At 28.2% G+C, this 20,165-nt stretch carries 16 protein-coding genes; 3 read left to right on the top strand and 13 right to left on the bottom strand.

What is annotated here, in order from left to right:
* Nucleotides 1–2 precede the first annotated feature (2 nt).
* Nucleotides 3–788, top strand: a complete 786-nt coding sequence (locus tag IPP08_02150) for a hypothetical protein (GenBank protein QQS66998.1) — start codon at nt 3–5, stop codon at nt 786–788.
* An 83-nt stretch (nt 789–871) separates the two neighbouring features.
* Here IPP08_02150 and IPP08_02145 read toward each other — a convergent pair whose 3' ends face one another.
* The 7 genes from IPP08_02145 to IPP08_02115 form a co-directional block, all read right to left on the bottom strand.
* On the bottom strand, nt 872–2,632 hold the full coding sequence (locus tag IPP08_02145) for an OmpA family protein (GenBank protein ID QQS66997.1): 1,761 nt from the start codon (nt 2,630–2,632) through the stop codon (nt 872–874).
* Between the two features lie 142 nt (nt 2,633–2,774).
* The gene (locus IPP08_02140) at nt 2,775–3,047 is read right to left on the bottom strand and encodes a hypothetical protein (protein QQS66996.1); all 273 of its coding nucleotides are present in this window, start codon (nt 3,045–3,047) and stop codon (nt 2,775–2,777) included.
* 76 nt (nt 3,048–3,123) lie between these two features.
* Entirely contained in the window at nt 3,124–4,335 is a 1,212-nt protein-coding gene (locus IPP08_02135) for a hypothetical protein (GenBank protein ID QQS66995.1), read from the bottom strand.
* A gap of 4 nt (nt 4,336–4,339) precedes the next feature.
* Nucleotides 4,340–5,236 (bottom strand): phytoene/squalene synthase family protein, encoded by an 897-nt coding sequence (locus tag IPP08_02130; protein ID QQS66994.1) that lies wholly within the window; start codon nt 5,234–5,236, stop codon nt 4,340–4,342.
* A 500-nt stretch (nt 5,237–5,736) separates the two neighbouring features.
* The gene (locus IPP08_02125; protein QQS66993.1) at nt 5,737–6,756 is read right to left on the bottom strand and encodes a DUF4397 domain-containing protein; all 1,020 of its coding nucleotides are present in this window, start codon (nt 6,754–6,756) and stop codon (nt 5,737–5,739) included.
* A gap of 184 nt (nt 6,757–6,940) precedes the next feature.
* Nucleotides 6,941–7,762: a dihydropteroate synthase gene (folP, locus tag IPP08_02120; protein ID QQS66992.1), complete on the bottom strand. Its 822-nt coding sequence runs from the start codon at nt 7,760–7,762 to the stop codon at nt 6,941–6,943.
* A gap of 78 nt (nt 7,763–7,840) precedes the next feature.
* Nucleotides 7,841–9,931 (bottom strand): B12-binding domain-containing protein, encoded by a 2,091-nt coding sequence (locus IPP08_02115; protein ID QQS66991.1) that lies wholly within the window; start codon nt 9,929–9,931, stop codon nt 7,841–7,843.
* 414 nt (nt 9,932–10,345) lie between these two features.
* Between IPP08_02115 and IPP08_02110 the strand changes: the two genes are divergently transcribed.
* Nucleotides 10,346–12,952 carry an ATP-dependent Clp protease ATP-binding subunit gene (locus IPP08_02110; GenBank protein ID QQS66990.1) on the top strand — a complete coding sequence of 869 codons (2,607 nt, stop codon included), beginning with the start codon at nt 10,346–10,348 and terminating at the stop codon, nt 12,950–12,952.
* Between the two features lie 91 nt (nt 12,953–13,043).
* Here IPP08_02110 and IPP08_02105 read toward each other — a convergent pair whose 3' ends face one another.
* The 5 genes from IPP08_02105 to hppD all read right to left on the bottom strand — a co-directional run bounded on the left by IPP08_02105 (nt 13,044) and on the right by hppD (nt 17,645).
* A complete protein-coding gene (locus IPP08_02105; protein ID QQS66989.1) occupies nt 13,044–14,873 on the bottom strand; it encodes an OmpA family protein in 1,830 nt (609 codons plus the stop codon).
* 101 nt (nt 14,874–14,974) lie between these two features.
* Entirely contained in the window at nt 14,975–15,448 is a 474-nt protein-coding gene (locus tag IPP08_02100; GenBank protein QQS66988.1) for a hypothetical protein, read from the bottom strand.
* A 109-nt stretch (nt 15,449–15,557) separates the two neighbouring features.
* Nucleotides 15,558–15,920 carry a YraN family protein gene (locus tag IPP08_02095; GenBank protein QQS66987.1) on the bottom strand — a complete coding sequence of 121 codons (363 nt, stop codon included), beginning with the start codon at nt 15,918–15,920 and terminating at the stop codon, nt 15,558–15,560.
* Nucleotides 15,921–15,941: 21 nt separating this feature from the next.
* Nucleotides 15,942–16,511, bottom strand: coding sequence for a 3'-5' exonuclease (locus IPP08_02090; protein ID QQS66986.1), 570 nt, complete (start codon nt 16,509–16,511; stop codon nt 15,942–15,944).
* Nucleotides 16,512–16,520: 9 nt separating this feature from the next.
* Nucleotides 16,521–17,645, bottom strand: coding sequence for a 4-hydroxyphenylpyruvate dioxygenase (gene hppD, locus IPP08_02085; GenBank protein QQS66985.1), 1,125 nt, complete (start codon nt 17,643–17,645; stop codon nt 16,521–16,523).
* A gap of 276 nt (nt 17,646–17,921) precedes the next feature.
* On the opposite strand from hppD, the gene IPP08_02080 reads away from it, so the two are divergent.
* The gene (locus IPP08_02080; protein QQS66984.1) at nt 17,922–18,692 is read left to right on the top strand and encodes a class I SAM-dependent methyltransferase; all 771 of its coding nucleotides are present in this window, start codon (nt 17,922–17,924) and stop codon (nt 18,690–18,692) included.
* A gap of 51 nt (nt 18,693–18,743) precedes the next feature.
* Here IPP08_02080 and IPP08_02075 read toward each other — a convergent pair whose 3' ends face one another.
* Nucleotides 18,744–20,150: a hypothetical protein gene (locus tag IPP08_02075; GenBank protein ID QQS66983.1), complete on the bottom strand. Its 1,407-nt coding sequence runs from the start codon at nt 20,148–20,150 to the stop codon at nt 18,744–18,746.
* Between the last annotated feature and the right edge of the window lie 15 nt (nt 20,151–20,165).

Below are 20,165 nucleotides of genomic sequence, written 5' to 3'. Positions count from 1 at the left end.
AAATGATTATCAATCCAAATATACAATTTAGCAAAAACATAATATTTATAATAATATTTCTTTTATCAATATTTACATCCAAATCACAAACTTGGAAACAACTTGCAGATTCATTAAAAGATCCAATTATTGAAGCTACTTATATTCAGTGTGGTGATTCTGCGGAAGCTTTTTTAATATATGCAGATAAGACAGTTTATTATTCAAGAGGCTCACAAGCATTTTTTTATACAATGATGGAAGAGCAATTTACTGAAGTTCAAAGTTTAGATAAAAAAGCAAAGTCATTTGTAAATAAAGAAAATTCTGATACATGTAATATGTTAGCAGTAGTATTAAAAGGACCAAGATATGTACTTGTTAACACTTTAAATACAGATCCTGAAACAAGAGATATAAAGTTAAGGTTGGATTTATTGAAAAAGGATATAAGAGAAAAAATGTATCATTCAATTGATAAATTTAATAAACGAGCTGACGAAATTGATTCTACGATTACCCAAGAAGCAACTGTGAAAAAAGATAGAATACAAAAAAATCTTTATCTTTCTATAGTTGCAAAGCAATGGATGTGCAAAGGGAAAGTAACCATAAAGGCACTTATTAATAATCGAGGTTTTTCAAAAAGAGCATTTGTTTCAAATGTTGATTCAGAGGCAAAGTGTGCACCTTTGTTAGCAATTGCTGCATTACGATCAGTAAATTTAAGTGATTTTAGTGTTGCATTAAATAATGAAGGCAATCCAATTTCATCTTGGATTACAGTTGATGTAGAATTTGGAAAATGATATAAATGTTGAAATTATTTTTGAATATAAATTTATGTTTCTTTCAACTTTAAAAATATTTTTATATCATATAAAATCAATATTTACTTTACAAGCATAAATTCAACTCTTCTGTTTTGAGCTTTCCCTTCTTCAGTTTCATTGTTAGAAATAGGATTTGATTTCCCATATCCTTTTGCACTAATCCTAATAGGTGAGCATCCTTTATTTATTAAATAGTTTGAAACAGCCTCAGCTCTATTCTTAGATAATGTGAAATTATAGTTATCAGTTCCTTGGTTATCAGTATGACCCATTATTTGAATTTTAATTTTCTCATCAGTCTTTTTTAACATTTCAGCTAATCTATTTAGTTCTGGAAAAGACTCAGGTTCAAGCTCGTACTTATCATATCCAAAAAAAACATTTTTGATTAAAATTGGACTATTTTCAATAATTTTTAAAAGTTTAAAATTATATTCAATATCTTTAGATTCATTTGTTTTACTCAAATCTATGTTTGATGAAACTGGGTAATATCCATCTTTTTCAGCAAAGCAACCATAATTATTTCCAAGAGGTAAAACAATAAAATAGGTTCCATCTTGAGGATTGCTTCTCATCTCACCAACAACTTTATTTGTTGATAAATTCTCCCATTTTATTGGTGCATCATAAATAGGAATATTTTTTTCATCTAAAACTTTACCATGAACAACAGCAACAGGCTTTGGTTTAGCTGATTCAGGGAGTGTTGTAGAGTAGATTTCATCGAGCTTTGTGTTAGGGTCTTGTCTTGCATAATATGCTTTGTCGCCAGTTGTAGATATTTTATACCCCCAATCATCACCAGAAGTATTTACTTCTTTACCTAAATTAACAGGTTTACTCCAATCGGTCCAAGAAGTATCATTAAGCCTAGTACACTTAAAAACATCCAACCTACCAAGCCCAGCATGTCCATCACTAGAGAAATAAAATGTTTTCCCATCTGGATGAAGAAAAGGTGAACGTTCTGCAAAATGTGTATTAATGTTCTTACCTAAATTTATTGGTTCGCTCCATGTTCCATCAGGTTTTTTAGTGCATACATAAATATCTATATTACCCCATATATGACCGTGATAAGGAGTATCTTTTCTATGTAAATCTCCAATATTTCCTAATCTATCACTAGCAAAAAAAAGTGTTTTCCCGTCAGAAGAAACTATCAAATCACATTGCCAATAATCAGAATAGACTTCTTTAATTTCATTTGGATTGCTCCAACTTACTGTTCGCTGTTTGTGAGTTTCCATATTGAGGACAGCGTTTCTGCCAGAGTTTAACATGTATAAAGTATTTCCATCAGAAGAAATACCACTCGGATAATTAAAGCCATCATCATTAATTATCCCACCTAAATTTTTACTTTCTTGCCACTTATTATTTGCAAATTGTGAATAATAAATATCTTCATAACCAAACCCATCTGGTCTGTTTAGTGAGCAAAAATACAATCCTTTATTATCTGCCGAAGGTACAGGACCATACGTTCTAAATCCTGGAATGTTTATTTCGTCTGGTAATCTTTCAATGTTAATTACTTCATCTTTAGCATAAAGAATACTAATCACATCATCAAATTTATCTGATATATTAGGAAATAAGGGTTTGTATTTTAGATAAATATCTACAGCAGATTGCCATTTTTTTTGTTTTATATAAATGCCGGCTATTAAACCAACAGCTACAAATGAGTTTTCAGATGGAGCATTTTTTACTATATAAGCATCATATTCTTTTTTAGTTCTTAATGTTGCTTCTTGAAATAAAATTGGATCTTCTTCATCTTGAGCTACCAATAATGATGGTACTAACATCATACAAAAAAAAATAATGAGAAAGATTATTCTAATATAAGTTTTGATCATAATTACAATTTATACTCTTAAGAAAATTGGATATTTTAATAAAATAATATTCTTAAACAATTTTATATAATAGAAGTTATTTAATATTTTGGATTTAATTTTTCTTTTTAATTAACTCTTGTTTTAAATCATACATTATATTTTTTAAAATAGTATTAGAAATAACGATATCCGAAATAGAATTATGTTTAACACTTAAAAGTTTTTTTCCCTCGTCAAATGGTTCAATTAACACATCTCCAAATCCTATGTCATAGTTATCAATATCATTATTAAGATATTTTTCTACTTCTTTTATTTCATCTAATGTAAATTCTTTAATTAAAATCTCAAACAAAGGATCTTTTTCTTTTGTCTTTTTTATCATTTTTTTAAGTTTAATTACAACCAATCAATCTTGTATTATTATTATCAATTTATTTTTTAGTAAAATATATCTTAAATTATTTTTTAAATGTATCGAACCAAAACATATTTAATGTTAACAATGGACCAGCTGCAGTTTCGTGAACACCAAGTTTATTTGTATCTAATACAACATTTTTAGATCCTAAAGTTTTGAAACTGTTGTATGCATTAATTGTATTTTGGTAAGGAACCAAATCGTCTTCAGTAGAATGAGATAATTTCATTGGAGCAACTGGAGACCATCTTGTTAAATCATTCTCATACAATCTTCTATTAATAATAAAATTAGGATCATTTTGAAATTTTGAGATAAAATCATTTGTTAACATATCTCTTGGAACACTAGGTAATTGATAATTAATAGCTTGAGTAACATTAGTATACCAGTTCTCAATTGGAGTAAGATATTGATCTTTAAACACTTCTGAAAAGCTTGAATACATATTATAAACAGACTGATAACTAAGAACTGTATATGGTAAAAAACCAGGTGACCGATATTGTTTATTTGTGATTAATAAATTTGACATAACATTAGATAAATCATAAGGTCCTGCCATTGGGCTTGATGCAACAAGATTAAATTCAGTAGAATAATTTTGTTCTATTTCTTTATGAGTTGCCATTGTAGCATAACCACCCTCTGAATACCCATATAGAAAAAGTTGACTATTTAATTTCACTCCTAATCTTTTACACATCCATTTAGAAGCTCGTATCATATCAATAACTGAAGTAGCAGTTGGCTTAGCAACTACATAAGGGTGAAAACCAGGGGAATCTCCTAATCCTAAATAATCTGTTGCAGGAGAAACATATCCACCACTTGCGCAATATAAAATAGGAATTGTAGATTCGTAATTTCTAGCAGATGGAACATTGTTTCTTTCAAATACTGTACCATGTTGGTAGCTTGCTATTGGGTAAGATCCATTCCCACTATTAGGTATAGCTAAAAAACCTGAAGCATTTATTTTATTTCCCTTTGGATCTATTGTTTCATAGACAATTTTATATTCATCCACTCCGTTTTTAATTTTTACAGTCAAGTTCTGACTCCTCAAAAAAGAATCAATCTCAGATATGGTTGAACTTTTAATTAATTGTTTAGATACTATAGCACCTCTTCCTGAAGTTGGTTCTTTATTTAATGATGTTTCGTTACTTGTAGGATTTGTTTCACTACAACTAAAAATAAAAACTGAAAATAATCCAATTAAAATGTAAGAAAGTATTTTTTTATTCATTAGATTAATTATTCTTAAAATATGTTTTAAAATAAATATTAGGGATTGAACCTATTTTATTTAACAATGAAGTTGAAGCTCTTAAATGAAAAACATCATAATTGTTTTTTTCAATTCTACGCAAAATTTTTCTATAATTTATACTCATAATTTTTACAGTTATTTGGCTTTCTTTGCTCAACATTTTAATACCATTTTCTGCTTTATCATAGTAATAATCAGCCCTATTAATTTGATTCTTCATTAATTTAATAAAATTAATATTGATTTCTTTTTTAAACAAATCATCTCCACTTAATTCAAATTTATTTAATTCATCTTCTGGTAAATATATTCTGTTATTGTTAAGATCTTCCCCAATATCACGAAGTATATTAGTTAATTGCATAGCAACTCCTAAATCAACAGCATAATCTAGAGTTTCAGGTTTAGCATAACCAAATATAGGCGTTACCATAAGTCCAACTACTGAGGCTACCTTAAAACAATAATCATAAAGCTCTTCAAATGTTTTGTATCTGACCGATTTCTTTAAATCACTCATTACACCTTCAATCAAATAATCGGGTAGTGTTCTATCTATTTTATACTTTTTTAAAGTGTCTGCCCAAGCTACCATTATTGGATCTGATAAAGAATCTCCTGCATAAACTGAATCAAGATTAGATTGCCACCTCTTCACAGTTTTAATAACTAGCTCATTATTAATTTCACCATTTGAATCACCTACTGCTTTATCTATCAAATCATCAATGTACCTACAAAATGCATATACTGCATAACATGAGTTCCTTTTAGCTTTATCCAAAAATATAGATGCAAAGAAAAATGTTTTAGAATTTTCTAAAGTTATTTTACGGCAAATAGAATACGCACTAATTACATTTGTATTTTTTATCATAATAATTTTAGATTACGCTTTAATTCCTTTTATATTTTTTATGATATTATTATTATTGTGAAAATAAAAAAAGCAAACCATATAAAATGATTTGCTTTTGATATATTTTAAGAGCTCTTATATAATGAGCCCGACATAAAAATTCAGGTTGAACTTCTACTTTCAATTTATTCAACCCTCTTTGATGTGTTGAATGTGATTATTGGTTCACATTCTTTGAAGTTACACTTGATTTAACTTCATAAAAAAAATTCTGTTCTTATTTTTAACTCTCTGATAACGAATACGTTACCCAATTAATATTTAAATTCAGGTTTGAATTTAACTGCCATAGAATTAAAACTCGATTGCAAAATTCATATTTTAAGTTCGACAAAATAAATTTGAATGTGTAACCAAATTTTTTTAACCAATAATCCAAATAACAAACAAAAACAGTAATTTACTTTTCGGTAACTTTGATTAATCACACAAAGTTCTAACATAAAAATATTTTTATACTATTTAATTTTAACTATTTTTTTCTGAATAATATTATCATTAGAAAACAATTGTAAAAAGTAAATACCGCTTATAATATTAGTCATATCTAAATTAATCTCTTTTTGATTATTTGATATTATTTCACTAAACTGTATTTCACCCATCAAATTTACAATATTGTACTTTTTATATATTCCAAATTGATTGAGTTTAATCAAAGTATTACTCATAACTGGATTTGGGATAACACTAATTTTACTTTCATTGAATTTATTATCTACTCCGCCTATAGATTGCCTTAATTGAATAAAATTTCCACCAGTATTTGTTACAACATATAATCCAAAACTAGATCCATTACTATTATTTTCAGGTTTCATAAATCCTGATAAAATGATAACAATACTTTTACCACCAAGCCCCATAGTTTGCATTGGTAAACTAAAAGTTGCAGTTGTTTTTAAAGGATCACCACTTGGTTCTCTTAATCCAACATAAACATCATTTGTGGGATACTGAAAGTACGATTTAGAGTAATCTCCAAAATTTAAATTATCACCAATTGCTTTTACACTTCCAGGTGCCCAAACATCCAACTCTGGTGCATCCGTTGAACCATGCAATACAAGAATATCAGTGTTTTCAGAGCTCATTGCTCTTTCTTGTGCTAATTCGAAAATTGATATATTAATTGGTTTGAATGGATTATAACCAGTCAAGTTTACAATACCTTGAGCAGCAATAATATATTTTTTACCTGCAACAACAATTGGAGAATAACTTACTAACGCCTCAGATTCTTTATTACTTGTGTAAAGACCAATAGAAATTTTCAAAGGTCCAGCAGGTACTTCAATAAAATTAGTAGCAGTTCTAAAAGGTAAATCGTCAATTTTATCACCATTTATCCATACATCAACTTTTGCAACAGTTAGATCTGGACAATTATGGATTAATTGTATTTTAGCACTACCTTGAGCATAACTCGAAGCTACAAATGTGATAAAAAGAATTAATATTAAAAATAGTTTTTTCATGAGTATAGTGGAATTAAATTTATACAATACTTTATTTAAAACTAACAATTTAATTTCATTGGTAATTTAAAATTGACAAATCATGTTGTAACAAAATTCATCTAATTGTATTAGAACTAAGAATGAGAATTATTAGAAATGAATTTTAACTACATTAAATTCAAAATATTAAACTTCTTAAATTTTAGTTATCGAGAATTCGAGAAACTTCTAAAAAATCTTTAGTTGCTTTAACATCATGTACTCTAATAATTTTCGCACCCAATTTTAAAGCAAAATAATTAGCTGCTATTGACCCATACAACCTATCACTTTTTGAGTCATTTAACATTTTTCCAATTAGTGATTTCCTAGATAATCCAACAAGAGTTGCCACTCCCAAATTTGAGAATATCTTGTAATTTTTAAGGAGAGTTAAATTGTCATTAAATCCTTTTGAAAAACCAAATCCCACGTCAGCTATTATCTCCTTTACACCAGCACTCCTTGCACTATTAATTCTTTCAAGAAGGAATTCAAAAACTTCATTTACAATATTAGAATAAAAATACTCTTGATTTGATTTTCTATTTGATGGATTGAATCCATGCATTAGAATATAGGGGACTTGAAATTTTGATGCAACTTTCCAAATTGTTTCATTGTAAGTTCCAGCACTTACATCATTAATAATGCAAGCACCAACTAAGATAGCTTTTTCAGCAACTTCAGGTTTGAATGTATCAATAGAAATAATAGCATTTCTTTTAATACTTAAAATTTTTTCAATTACTGGTAATACTCTTGATAACTCAACTTCAATGGGAACAAATTCAGATCCAGTACCATAATCATTTCCTGGAGGACGGGTTGATTCTCCTCCAATATCGATGATATGAGCTCCTTCATTGATTAACTTAACAGCCTGAGTAACTGCTTTATCAACAGAGAAATATTCACCCCCATCATAAAAAGAATCAGGAGTACAATTTAGGATTCCCATTATTTTAACTTCATTGTAATTCATATTTTGAAGTTAGGAAATGAAACAAAAAAAAATCTATTTTAAAAAAATATTTATTGTTGAATTAACAATGTAGATGTTTTAAACATTAAAATATTTCGCCAAAGAATTATGAACTATAATAGCACTTGTTGATTGTTCAGGTTCAAGCATAAATTCTTCAGATAGCGATACTCCTATTCTTTCTGGTTTTAACAAATCAAATATTTTTGATTGATCTTCAAGATTTGGGCAAGCAGGGTAACCGAAAGAATATCTACTTCCTTGGTATCCTTGAGCAAAAAGCTTTCTAACATCTGTTGCATCATTATGATTAATTCCAAGTTCTATTCTTGTTGTTCTGTGCATATACTCAGCTAATGCTTCAGCACATTCCACAGACAAACCATGAAAATATAAATAATTTGAAAAATTACCATCTTGAAATAATTTGGCTGTATATTCACTTGCTTTTTGACCAACTGTAACAATCTGAAAAGATACTACATCAAACTCATTTAGAGATTTTGGTTTAAAATAATCTGATATACATAATTCCCTTTCTCCGTTTTGTCTTGGAAAATCAAACTTACAATATTCTTCAAAATTTTCTATTCCAGAATTTAAGTTTAAATCCCATTTTGAATGAAGTTGATTTGTTGATATATTTTTTGGTTTATAAATAATAAGAGAATTACCATCAGAGTTACAAGGAAAATATCCATACACGCATTTTGGCTCAATAAGTTTTTCTCTTTTTGCAAGCAATTTTAATTCATCAAGTTTAGGGTAAACTATTTTATCTAACTCATTTTTATAATCTTCATTTGTTTTAGATCCTTTTTTAAATAGCCATTGCCCACGTATCAAAGCAACTTCATTTATATATTCAAAAACTTTCTCAATTCTAATATCTTCAATAATATTTACTCCTAAAAAAGGTGGATTTATATTTTGATAATCTGGAATAACTTTTAAAACAATTTTATTCTCTAGTAATTTATTAGTGTTATTTTTTTTATAGATTAAACTTGTTATATTTCCATTATCGGTTAGATTTTCAACATTTGTAAAACCAAATGCTTTATAAACTCTATGATATAATTTATCATCTAGTGGAATATTAATAAGCAAACTCTCATCATTGTTTAAAGTTAATTTTAAGGCATTTATAACATCAATTAAGGAATTCTTTTGTTCATCATACAGCTTGATATTTGTTATCTCTTTAATATCATTTTCTATATATTTTAATGATACAAATCCAACTATTCCTTCATTTAATTTTACAACAAAAAGAATATCATCATTAAATGTAAAGTCAAATATTGATTTTATATCAATTGTATCTATTTCATCAGCAATATCTATAAATAGAGTCTCTCGATCTATTAATTTTCTCTTAACTGATACTTCATTCTCAATATTATTAGAACCAATGTTTAATATACTTTTCCCAGCAGAAATATTTTCCATAAAATGAAGTCCATCAAAAGCATCAGCAGCATAACCAACATTTTCACCATAAATACTTCTCAAGTCACTCTCAACATATCTTCTAGTTAAAGCAGCACCACCCAAAATTACAGGAATGGTAATTCCACGCCCTTTCATAAGTTCAAGATTTTCTTTCATAATTAATGTGCTTTTAACTAAAAGACCACTCATGCCAATTGCTTGAGCTTTATTTTTTTCAGCAGAATCGAGCATTAAATCAACAGCTACTTTTATTCCAAGATTTATAACTGTGTAACCATTGTTAGTAAGTATAATATCAACTAAATTTTTTCCAATATCATGTACATCTCCTTTAACAGTTGCTAAAACAATTGTTCCTTTTGTAGTAGTATCTTCTTTTTCCATATATTTTTCTAGAAAGGCAACAGCAGTTTTCATTGTTTCAGCTGATTGCAAAACAAATGGTAATTGCATTTGACCAGAACCAAAAAGTTCACCAACCACTTTCATACCATCCAATAAAATATCATTGATAATAATTAATGGTGTATGATTTTTCATGCCCTCTAATAGATCATCGCTTATACCAATTTGATCTCCATCAATTATTCTTAACTTAAGACGTTCTTCAATAGTGATGTTAGCAACGTCAACTTTTTCTTTCGTTGCTTTTTTTCCAGCATAATGAGCCATTAGCTCCATTAGTGGATCATATATACATTTAATTTCTGACATATTATTTTTTATAGTTTGCAAAATTAGCTTTAATTTATATTTTAATATATAAAGTTCTAAATGAATCAAAGTAACATTTGGTATATATTATACCAATTAGAAATACTTTCAATAAATTATTATTATTTTGAATTTAAAAAATACAAGAAATAATTCATAATCATATTTTAATAAAATGTAACTATCAAATACTATTTAGTGTTAATACGTCAAGAAATATAAAGTTATATTTAATTATAATATTTTAAAATTAGAACAAATATTTTGTTGCGGTGTTTTAGATAATGTGTCACATTTATAATTAATTTGAAGTATTATTTTTTTTAATTAACAAAGTATTTATTGATAAAGCAAATTTAAATAGCAACAATATTTTGATGAAATCATCTTAAAATTCATTAGAAAAAAAATAGAATGGCAAACAATTTTTCAAACAGAGTAAACGATGTAATAAGGCTAAGTCGCGAGGAAGCTTTAAGATTAGGTCATGATTACATTGGAACAGAACATCTTCTTTTAGGAATTATAAGAGAAGGTGAAGGAATTGCAGTAAAAATACTTCGCAACCTCGGTGGAGATTTATTTAGAATTAAAAAAGCTATTGAAGAGACAGTCCGTTCTACAGGCGGAACTCCAACGATTGGTAATATTCCATTAACTAAACAAGCTGAAAGAGTACTTAAGATTACAGGATTAGAGGCAACAATGTACAAAAGCGATATAATTGGAACTGAACACTTGCTACTTGCACTTCTAAGGGACGATGATAATATTGCTTCTCAGATTTTAGCCCAATTCACTATTACTTATGATTCTGTAAAACAAGAATTATCACAGATTCATTCTGGAAAATCAACTTCTCAATCAACAAGTACATCAACTGGTCAGCCAAAATCATCTCGTGAACGTCATGAAAGAGTGAAAACTCCTGTGTTAGATAATTTTGGTAGAGATTTAACAAAACTTGCTAATGATGATAAACTAGACCCCGTAATTGGTCGTGAAAAGGAGATTGAAAGAGTAGCTCAAATTTTATCTAGAAGAAAGAAAAACAATCCAGTACTTATAGGAGAACCAGGAGTTGGTAAAACTGCAATTGCTGAAGGTTTGGCTTTAAGAATTGTCCAAAAGAAAGTATCAAGAGTATTACATGATAAAAGAATTGTTACCCTTGATTTAGCTGCATTAGTTGCAGGTACTAAATATCGTGGTCAATTTGAGGAAAGAATGAAGGCAGTGATGACTGAGTTGGAAAAAGCTAAAGATGTAATTCTTTTTATTGATGAGTTACATACAATAGTTGGTGCTGGTGGAGCTTCTGGTTCATTAGATGCTTCTAATATGTTCAAACCAGCTTTATCCAGAGGTGATATACAATGTATTGGAGCTACAACTTTAGATGAGTACAGACAATTTATTGAGAAAGATGGCGCTTTAGATAGAAGATTCCAAAAAGTTATGGTTGAGCCTCCATCTATTGAAGAAACCTTACAGATTTTGATGAATGTAAAGAATAAATATGAAGAACACCATAATGTAAGATATACTGAAGAAGCTGTTAAAGCCTGTGTGTTTTTATCTGATAGATATATAACTGATAGATTTTTACCTGATAAAGCCTTGGATGTGTTAGATGAAGTAGGCTCGAGAGTTAGACTAAGTAGTATTGTTGTTCCACAAAATATAATGGATCTCGAAAAAAGAATTGATGAAGTTAAACTAGAAAAAAATCAAGTTGTAAGAAGTCAGAACTTCGAGGAAGCTGCAAGACTTCGAGATATGGAAAAAAGATTACAAAATGAATTAGAATTTGCAAAAGAAGAATGGGAAAATTCAAGTGAACAAAATATAGTTGATGTAGTTGAAGATAATGTTGCTGAAGTTGTTGGAATGATGACTGGAATACCAGTTAAAAAAATTGCTGAAGAAGAATCTTTGAAGCTTATGAAAATGGCTGATAAGTTAAAAGAAGAAGTAATTGGTCAAGAAGAAGCAATATTGCATTTAACTAAAGCTATCCGTCGTTCAAGAGCAGGTTTAAAAGATCCAAATCGACCTATAGGTTCATTTGTTTTTCTTGGTCCTACTGGTGTTGGAAAAACTGAATTAGTTAAATCTTTAGCTAGGTATTTATTTAGCTCTGAAGACTCTTTAATCAGAATTGATATGAGTGAATATATGGAGAAATTCTCAGTTTCTAGATTAGTAGGTGCTCCTCCTGGATATGTAGGTTATGAAGAAGGTGGACAGTTAACTGAGAAAGTTAGAAGAAAACCATATTCTGTTATTCTTCTAGATGAAATTGAAAAAGCTCATCCTGATGTGTTCAACATCTTACTTCAAGTTTTGGATGATGGTGTACTAACTGATAGCTTAGGTAGAAAAGTTGATTTTAAGAATACTATCATTATAATGACTTCTAATCTTGGTGTTAGAGATATTAAGGCAGGAGGAATTATGGGATTTACAGATTCTAAGGAAGCAGATAAATATGATGAAATGAAGGCTACTTTAGAAACTGCAATGAAAAGAGTTTTCAATCCAGAATTTCTAAATAGATTAGATGATACTATTGTATTTCGTCAATTAACAAGAGATGATATCTTTAGAATTATTGATATTCAGTTAAATAAGTTATTCAAGAGAATTATTTCTATGAACATTACAATAAATGTGACTGAAGATGCAAAACACTATTTAGCAGAAAAAGGTTATGATGATAAATTTGGTGCAAGACCATTAAGAAGAGCAATTCAAAAGTATATTGAAGATGAAGTTAGTGAACTTATTCTTCTTGGTGAATTACCAGTTGGTTCGGTTTTAAATATAGAATTAGAAAGTGGTAGTAAAATTTTGAGCTATAGAGTTGATGGTAAAATTACACCTGTATCAATTGTAAATGATGAATTAAATATTGAAATTACTAAATCTATAGAAGAGCCAACATTACTTCCAGCTGTTGATGAAAATGACCCAATAGAAAATTCACCAGTTAAGAATACTCGTAAGAAAAAAAGTTGATATTCTAGATATATGTATATTAAAAAAAGATCAGTTCTTAATAGAGCTGATCTTTTTTTTAATAATTATCATTTGAAAAATGATTCCAATATTACTTTATCATAAATTCTACTCTTCTATTTAAAGATCTTCCTGCTTCTTTATCATTACTTGCAATAGGCTTAGTTTTACCAAAACCCTTAGCACTTAATAAACTTGAATTACATCCTTTAGAAACAAGATATTTCATTACGGATTCAGCTCTTTTATGAGATAAAGTAAGGTTATAAGCATCTGCACCTTGATTATCTGTATGTCCTAAAATCTCGATATTATTATTTTTATAATCAGTATTTAAAGTTGTAGCCAAACGGTTTAACTCTGCATTTGATTCTGATTTTAAGTCATATTTATCAAAATCAAAAAATACATTATTAATTCTTATTGGTACATTTGTAGTAATTTTAACTAACTTAAAGTCTTGATTAATATCTATACTATTTTTCTGTTTTAATAAATCTATATTTACTGTAACAGGGTAATATCCTTCCTTATTTGCATAAAATCCATAGTTGTTTCCTAATGGTAGAACTGCAAAATATGTTGCATCTTGAGGATTGCTCTTAAGTTCACCAACAATTTTACTTGTAATTAAATTCTCCCATCGAATTGATGCATCATATAATTTGTTTCCATCCTGATCAGTAACTTTTCCATGAATAGTTGCAACAGGATCTGGCTTAGCAGTTTTTGGCAGACCTATTGAGTAAATATCGGACTCTTTTTTATCAGCATCAAATTTTGCGAAATATGCTTTCTCTCCATCAGTAGTTATTTTATAACCCCAATCATCAGATGCGTTGTTTATTTCTTTCCCTAGATTTACAGGTTCACTCCACTTAGTCCAAGAATCATTGTTCAATCTAGTAGATTTAAAAACATCCATTTTCCCAAGACCAGCATGGCCATCTGAACTGAAATACAGTGTTTTACCATCAGGATGTATAAAAGGTGTTCTTTCAGTATAAGGAGTGTTAATTACACTACCAATATTCACAGGAGATCCCCATTTCCCATCTGGTTGTTTTTCGCTTACATAAATATCAGTATTTCCCCAACGGCCTCCATGAAAGTATTCTTTATCTTTAGCATGATAATCACCAACCCCACCACTTCTATCACTTGAGAAGAAAATTGCATTTCCATCTGGTGATAATATTGCATCCCCTTGCCAGCTTGAAGAATTTATCTCATTGATACTGTTTAAATCAGACCATGATCCATTCCGTTGTTTTGCACTAACGAAATTCTTCCCATTTCTAAAAACATACAATTCGTTTCCATCAACAGAAATACTATTTGGAGCATCGTTTCCTTTACTATTAACATCAGAAATATTTTTAGCATTTTGCCATTTACCATTTGAAAATTCAGAATAATATACATCTTCACCACCTTCCCCTTCAGGTCTATTGTTTGAACAAAAGTAAAGCCCTTTATTGTCTGCTGTAGGTTGTGGAATATAACTTTGAGTGTTTGGCTTGTTTACTTCATCTGGTAACTTGTTTGGTTTAATTCCTTCTTCCTTAGCGTTAAGGTTGGAAATTATTTTATCAAATCTACTTTCCATACCTGGGAACTTAGGTTTATACTTTTTATAAACTTCCATAGATTTATCCCATTCTCTGGCGTTCACATTTAATCCAGCAATTTTTTGAACAGCTACAAATGCATCTTCGCTTGGAGCGTTTTTATTTACATATTCCTCTAAACTTGGAATATCTTGTTTTGTAGTTCCATCTTTGACTATAATATCAACAATCTCCTTTGAAATTTCATCCACTAGTATTTGTCCAGCCTGTCTAACTAAGATGTTGCCTAAGTTTCCACAAGAAATAAAAAGTATTGAGATAATTGTTAATAACAAAAATTGTATTTTCATATTTTGATAATTATTTTTTAAATTATTTATAAATATAACAATCAAACGTAGCATATTTTATCAAATTCGTTGCACCTAATTTTAATTATTCAATATTTCTTTTAATCAATTAATAAATTAATCCAATCAACAGGATTTACTTTATCAATTGTTTTTCCAGCGTTTACATTTACAATTACTTTTTCATGAGAATGACACCAAGGTTCTTGTTTGCAAACAACCCACTCAGTGAAATATGCTCTTGTATTAGGCATTAGATTTGTGAATGCATAAATGTAATACTTTCCAATTTTTAATTTTAATGAGTAAGTATTCTTTTTTCTTGATTCAATTTGGGTGGATGAAACTGTATCTTTTGTTTCAACATTTTCAGCTATTACTCTAAAATCTTTTGGATTCAATGTATCTGGGTAATAGACTGTCCCCTTGATAATTCCAAAATCAGAATTTTGGTTTTTTGATTTATCTGTATTAAAAACTTGTGGTTTAGTTATTGAAATTTGAGGCTTCTTTCTTGCTAACAAATTATCATATACAAAAATAATTATGAATAAAATATATAGTTGATTTTTCAATTCTTTTTTATGTTTTTAATTCAGTATACTTATTAATTAAATAAATTTGAGATTTTAGCTTTTAGATATTAAATCTGAATTTATATGATACAATTAGTTTTAACTTAGTTTAGAAAGCATTGACAATATGGTTGATACTTGGTTTACTAGATATATTATCTAGATAATCTATTGCTACAATATCAAACCTCCCTTCAAAGTTTTCCAAGTTCATAATTTGAACAAATCCTTCTGCAACTTTTCTAACTTGTTTACGCTTTCCAATAGAAACTGCTAACTCAGATCCACCGTATTTATTATTGAAACGTGATTTAACTTCAATAAAAACAAATATATGTTTGTCTTTCATTACGATATCAATTTCTCCAATTCTACCTAATCTGAAATTTTTTTTTACTAGGGTATAACCTTTATTCAAAAGAAAGTTTAAGGCAATTTCTTCTTGAATCAAACCAATTTCTCGGGTATTCATTATGTAAATAATATTTGTTCTTTAAAGTATACCTAAAGACTTTAATTCCCAAAAGCACTTTGCTGTTATCTCAATATCTACTAATGCATTATGAGCTTCTGAAAAATCAGTTTTAAAAAGTTTAAAATGCAATTCCGATAATTTTGGCCATTTATTTCCATAAGGTCCTGAGATTTTACAAAAATTTGTAGAATTCATCATTGTACATAATTTTTTCTTTGATGCAATATTGTTATCCATTTTAAATCTCAAAAACTCAGCTCCAATAATTTTCTCATCAAAACTCATATTATGAGCCACTAAGCAGTTTGCAACATTAACATCTTGAATGAACTCATTTAAAACTTCAGTTATCTCAAAACCAGATTTTAAAGCTAGTTCATGCGTAATCCCATGTATCTTTGTTGATTCTTCAGAGATAATAAAACCAGATGGTTTTACAATGAAATTCTTAGTAGAAATTTTATTTCCAATATTATCATATACTAACCAAGCCAACTGAACTAATCTTGGCCAATTTTCCAAATCAGTTATTGGTGCTTTCCAGTTTTTTGGCAAACCAGTTGTTTCAGTGTCAAAGAATAAATACATATTTTATTTTTAAAGGTTACCTCTCAAATCTTGCTCCCTTTCAATAGCTTCAAAAAGTGCTTTAAAATTTCCTTTGCCAAATGATGTTGCCCCTTTTCTTTGTATAATTTCAAAAAATACTGTTGGTCGATCTTCAACTGGTTTTGTAAATATCTGTAGTAAATATCCCTCATCGTCCCTATCAATTAATATACCTAGGTCTCTTAATGGAGCTATATCTTCATCAATTTCCCCAACTCTATTTAGTACCGTATCATAATAAGTTTCTGGTACTCTTAAAAATTCAACACCCCTATTCTGAAGCTCTGTAACTGTACTAATAATATCATTAGTAGAAACAGCTATATGTTGAACTCCTGGTCCTTTATAAAAATCTAAATACTCTTCAATTTGTGATTTTTTCTTTCCTTCTGCAGGTTCATTAATTGGAAACTTTATAAACCCATTACCGTTACTCATAACCTTACTCATTAATGCAGAATATTCTGTTGAAATATCTTTATCATCAAAAGAAATTATTTGTTTAAAACCCATTACTTCTTCGTAAAAATTTACCCAAGTATTCATTTCACCCCATCCAACATTTCCAACACAATGGTCAACATACAACAATCCAGTCTCTTTTGGATTGTATTTACTTTCCCATTTTACAAATCCAGGGAGAAAAACTCCATTATAATTTTTTCTCTCAACAAAAATATGAATTGTATCACCGTAAGTATGTATTCCAGATCGAATTACAACCCCATTGTTATCTCTTTCTTCAATTGGTTCTAAGTATGATTTTGCACCTCTTTTCGTTGTCTCTTCCCATGCACATTTTGCATCATCTACCCATAAAGCTAGTACTCTAACACCATCACCATGTTTATACAAATGATCTGCAATAGGATTATCAATTTCTAATGGAGTTGTTAGAACTATTCTTATTTTACCTTGTTGGAGAACATAACTAGCTTTATTTTTCACTCCAGTTTCAGGTCCTGAATACGCTAATGTCTGAAATCCAAAAGCTGTTTTATAAAAGTGAGCGGATTGTTTAGCATTTCCAACAAACATTTCAATGTAATCAGTCCCTTTTAATGGTAAAAAATCTAACTCTTGTTCTTTAATAAGTTCTGTTTGAATTTCCATTACGTAAATTGAATTAAATATTTTTATTACAAAAATAGATATAAAATCTTAAAAATTAATATTTACAAATCTAATTATTGCTGAATCTATACAAGCATTTCAAATTATTTTAATTAAAAGTAGAATGATTTTTTTGTTTAATGATTGATTAATTAATCAATCAATCAATCAATTAAAGTTATTAAACAATATAAAATTTCTAATATTTATACTTATTTTAAAAAGTAATTATTATAGAAATTATTCTAAAAAATTCATAACCATCTCACTAATAAAATGCTATCAAATAATATAATTGTACCTATAAAAAAAGATCTAAGTTGGTGGCAGGGTTTCCTACATGCAAACTATTATGGGGCTGTATATGAAAGAGAACATTGGCGATATGTTGCAAAATCTATTATTAAAAGAACAGGTATTCCAAAAGGTTCAAAAGTTCTTGAACTTGGTTCTGGGTCAGGTGAACTATTAATAAATATGTCACAACTTGGAATGATTTCCACAGGTGTTGAACTTTCACCTTACTTAGTTGATCACTCTAATAATTCTGCTTTAGAACGAGGTTGTAATTTGAATATAATTCATGAAAATATGTTTAAATTTATTCCAAAAGAAAAGTACGATTTAATTCTTTCTGTTAATACTAGCTTTGGATATGGTTCTGATGAAGAAAATTTTGGATTAATAAAAAGTATTGGGAGTTGGTTACCAGTGGGTGGAAAATTTTTCTTTGATACTATAACATCTGATAATGCAAAGGCATTTGGCAGATGGACAGATAATGTTGCTAAAGGAAAACTAACAGTATATAATGGTTATGACAAAGTTTTAAAATTAATGAGAAGTTCTATTAAGTGGGTTTCTGAAACTGGTGAAACTTACATTTCGGAAGAACCTGAAATTGTTAAGCTTTACTCAAGAGATGTTTTAGTTAACAATTTATTACAATCTAAATTAAATCCTATCAGACTTCAAAGTGCAATGAATAGGGCTTTCAGGCAATCAGTAAATTCAGAATTCACAACTTGGTTAGCCGAAAAAAAATAATTCAAATTTTATGATATTTTTTTTCATTATTTAATATATAATATTAAGATATTAGTTAAATATTATAACTTTCTTTAATGTCATTTTTTGAAGTTTACTTGCAATATCATTTTTTGAAGTTACATCTTTCAATTTGATTTCAATTCCTGTTGCTTCATCTGGTGCAACTGAATCAATTTTTTGTGCTAATGTCATTGAGCATATTAACTCGTTATTTTTATCAAAATCTTTCCAATCAATAATTCCCAATACAACACAATGATAAATTTCACCAGATACTGAAATTAATTTAACATTTGAACCCAATTTAATATTCAAACTTGATGCAACATCTTTACCAAATAATATTCCATTTGAAATAGATCCAAATTTTTTAACTGATATTTTTGATAAATAATTTGATAAATTATCTACTACTATTTCCTTTTTAGGTATTACCCCTTTTAACCTCACAAATTTTGAATTAAATCCAATTGAAGCAATTGCATTAGTGCTTAAATATGGTAATGCATAAATTATATCATTAGAATATTTTACTTCAATAATTCTAGTTTTAGAAAGTGCATTTCGTATAATTGAAGTGTGTTGAAAATTACTTCTTTTAAATAAAGATACTGGTCCGTATTCTTCTTCATCAATAATTAAATCATTTGATTTAATAAAATCGTCATTTGATACTAATAGTTCAGCAGAACTATTTCTAATATTAAACTTATTTGAAGTTGCAACACTTTTTGATAAATCATTATATAAATCACAATCTTTAGAGTTTGCAATATTAATTTTCAAATTTAATTTCATAACTTGATTACTTATTTCATCAAAATTAGAATCTTTTGTTTTTATAAATATACCAGTTGAAACATTATCGCTCATTAAACAGAGCTCTCTAGCAAATTTCGAGTTTATCAAAATTATTCCAGAATTTTGTTCATTAACAAATTGCTTATCAACAATCACCCTAAACTCTTTTAAAATTCCAAAACTAGAAGTAATGTTAACTTTTTCTCCTTCAATAATTTTAAAATAACTTGCTGTTTTATTATCAAACAATATTTTTGGTTCAGAATTATCTAATTGATTTAATAATCTTAATATTGGTTTTTCAGGAAATATTTGTGAGTTGATTTTATCAGAATCAAATGATGTAATTATTAGCTGGGAAGTTGTAAGATTATTTTTACAAAAACCTTTAAATACAATTATAGGTGAATTAAAAAGGATGTTTTGATTTTGTTTTAAAGACTTTGAGATTTGCTCTGAGTTGAAGATAATAGAATGACTTGAACCATTTGAATTGGATGATACATCAGTTAGTACATTGAATTCATTATGAGTAATAACATTTTTATAATTTAATTTATTAACAGTAACAACAAACTCAGAATTTGGATTCTCATTTTTACATGAGAAATTAAAAACTAATAACGATACTATAAAAAGTTTTATAAAAATCATTTGATTCACACCTTT

This window comes from Chlorobiota bacterium, from assembly GCA_016700335.1.
Taxonomy (GTDB): Bacteria; Bacteroidota; Ignavibacteria; order OLB7; family OLB7.
This window is presented reverse-complemented; position numbering and strand designations above follow the sequence as displayed.

Bases quoted from the DNA above. Each gene is read 5' to 3' on its own strand.
- IPP08_02150 (QQS66998.1), top strand. From the start codon at position 3: ATGATTATCAATCCAAATATACAATTTAGCAAAAACATAATATTTATA.
- IPP08_02145 (QQS66997.1), bottom strand. From the start codon at position 2,632: ATGATGTTAGTACCATCATTATTGGTAGCTCAAGATGAAGAAGATCCA.
- IPP08_02140 (QQS66996.1), bottom strand. From the start codon at position 3,047: ATGATAAAAAAGACAAAAGAAAAAGATCCTTTGTTTGAGATTTTAATT.
- IPP08_02135 (QQS66995.1), bottom strand. From the start codon at position 4,335: ATGAATAAAAAAATACTTTCTTACATTTTAATTGGATTATTTTCAGTT.
- IPP08_02130 (QQS66994.1), bottom strand. From the start codon at position 5,236: ATGATAAAAAATACAAATGTAATTAGTGCGTATTCTATTTGCCGTAAA.
- IPP08_02125 (QQS66993.1), bottom strand. From the start codon at position 6,756: ATGAAAAAACTATTTTTAATATTAATTCTTTTTATCACATTTGTAGCT.
- folP (QQS66992.1), bottom strand. From the start codon at position 7,762: ATGAATTACAATGAAGTTAAAATAATGGGAATCCTAAATTGTACTCCT.
- IPP08_02115 (QQS66991.1), bottom strand. From the start codon at position 9,931: ATGTCAGAAATTAAATGTATATATGATCCACTAATGGAGCTAATGGCT.
- IPP08_02110 (QQS66990.1), top strand. From the start codon at position 10,346: ATGGCAAACAATTTTTCAAACAGAGTAAACGATGTAATAAGGCTAAGT.
- IPP08_02105 (QQS66989.1), bottom strand. From the start codon at position 14,873: ATGAAAATACAATTTTTGTTATTAACAATTATCTCAATACTTTTTATT.
- IPP08_02095 (QQS66987.1), bottom strand. From the start codon at position 15,920: ATGAATACCCGAGAAATTGGTTTGATTCAAGAAGAAATTGCCTTAAAC.
- IPP08_02090 (QQS66986.1), bottom strand. From the start codon at position 16,511: ATGTATTTATTCTTTGACACTGAAACAACTGGTTTGCCAAAAAACTGG.
- hppD (QQS66985.1), bottom strand. From the start codon at position 17,645: ATGGAAATTCAAACAGAACTTATTAAAGAACAAGAGTTAGATTTTTTA.
- IPP08_02080 (QQS66984.1), top strand. From the start codon at position 17,922: ATGCTATCAAATAATATAATTGTACCTATAAAAAAAGATCTAAGTTGG.
- IPP08_02075 (QQS66983.1), bottom strand. From the start codon at position 20,150: ATGATTTTTATAAAACTTTTTATAGTATCGTTATTAGTTTTTAATTTC.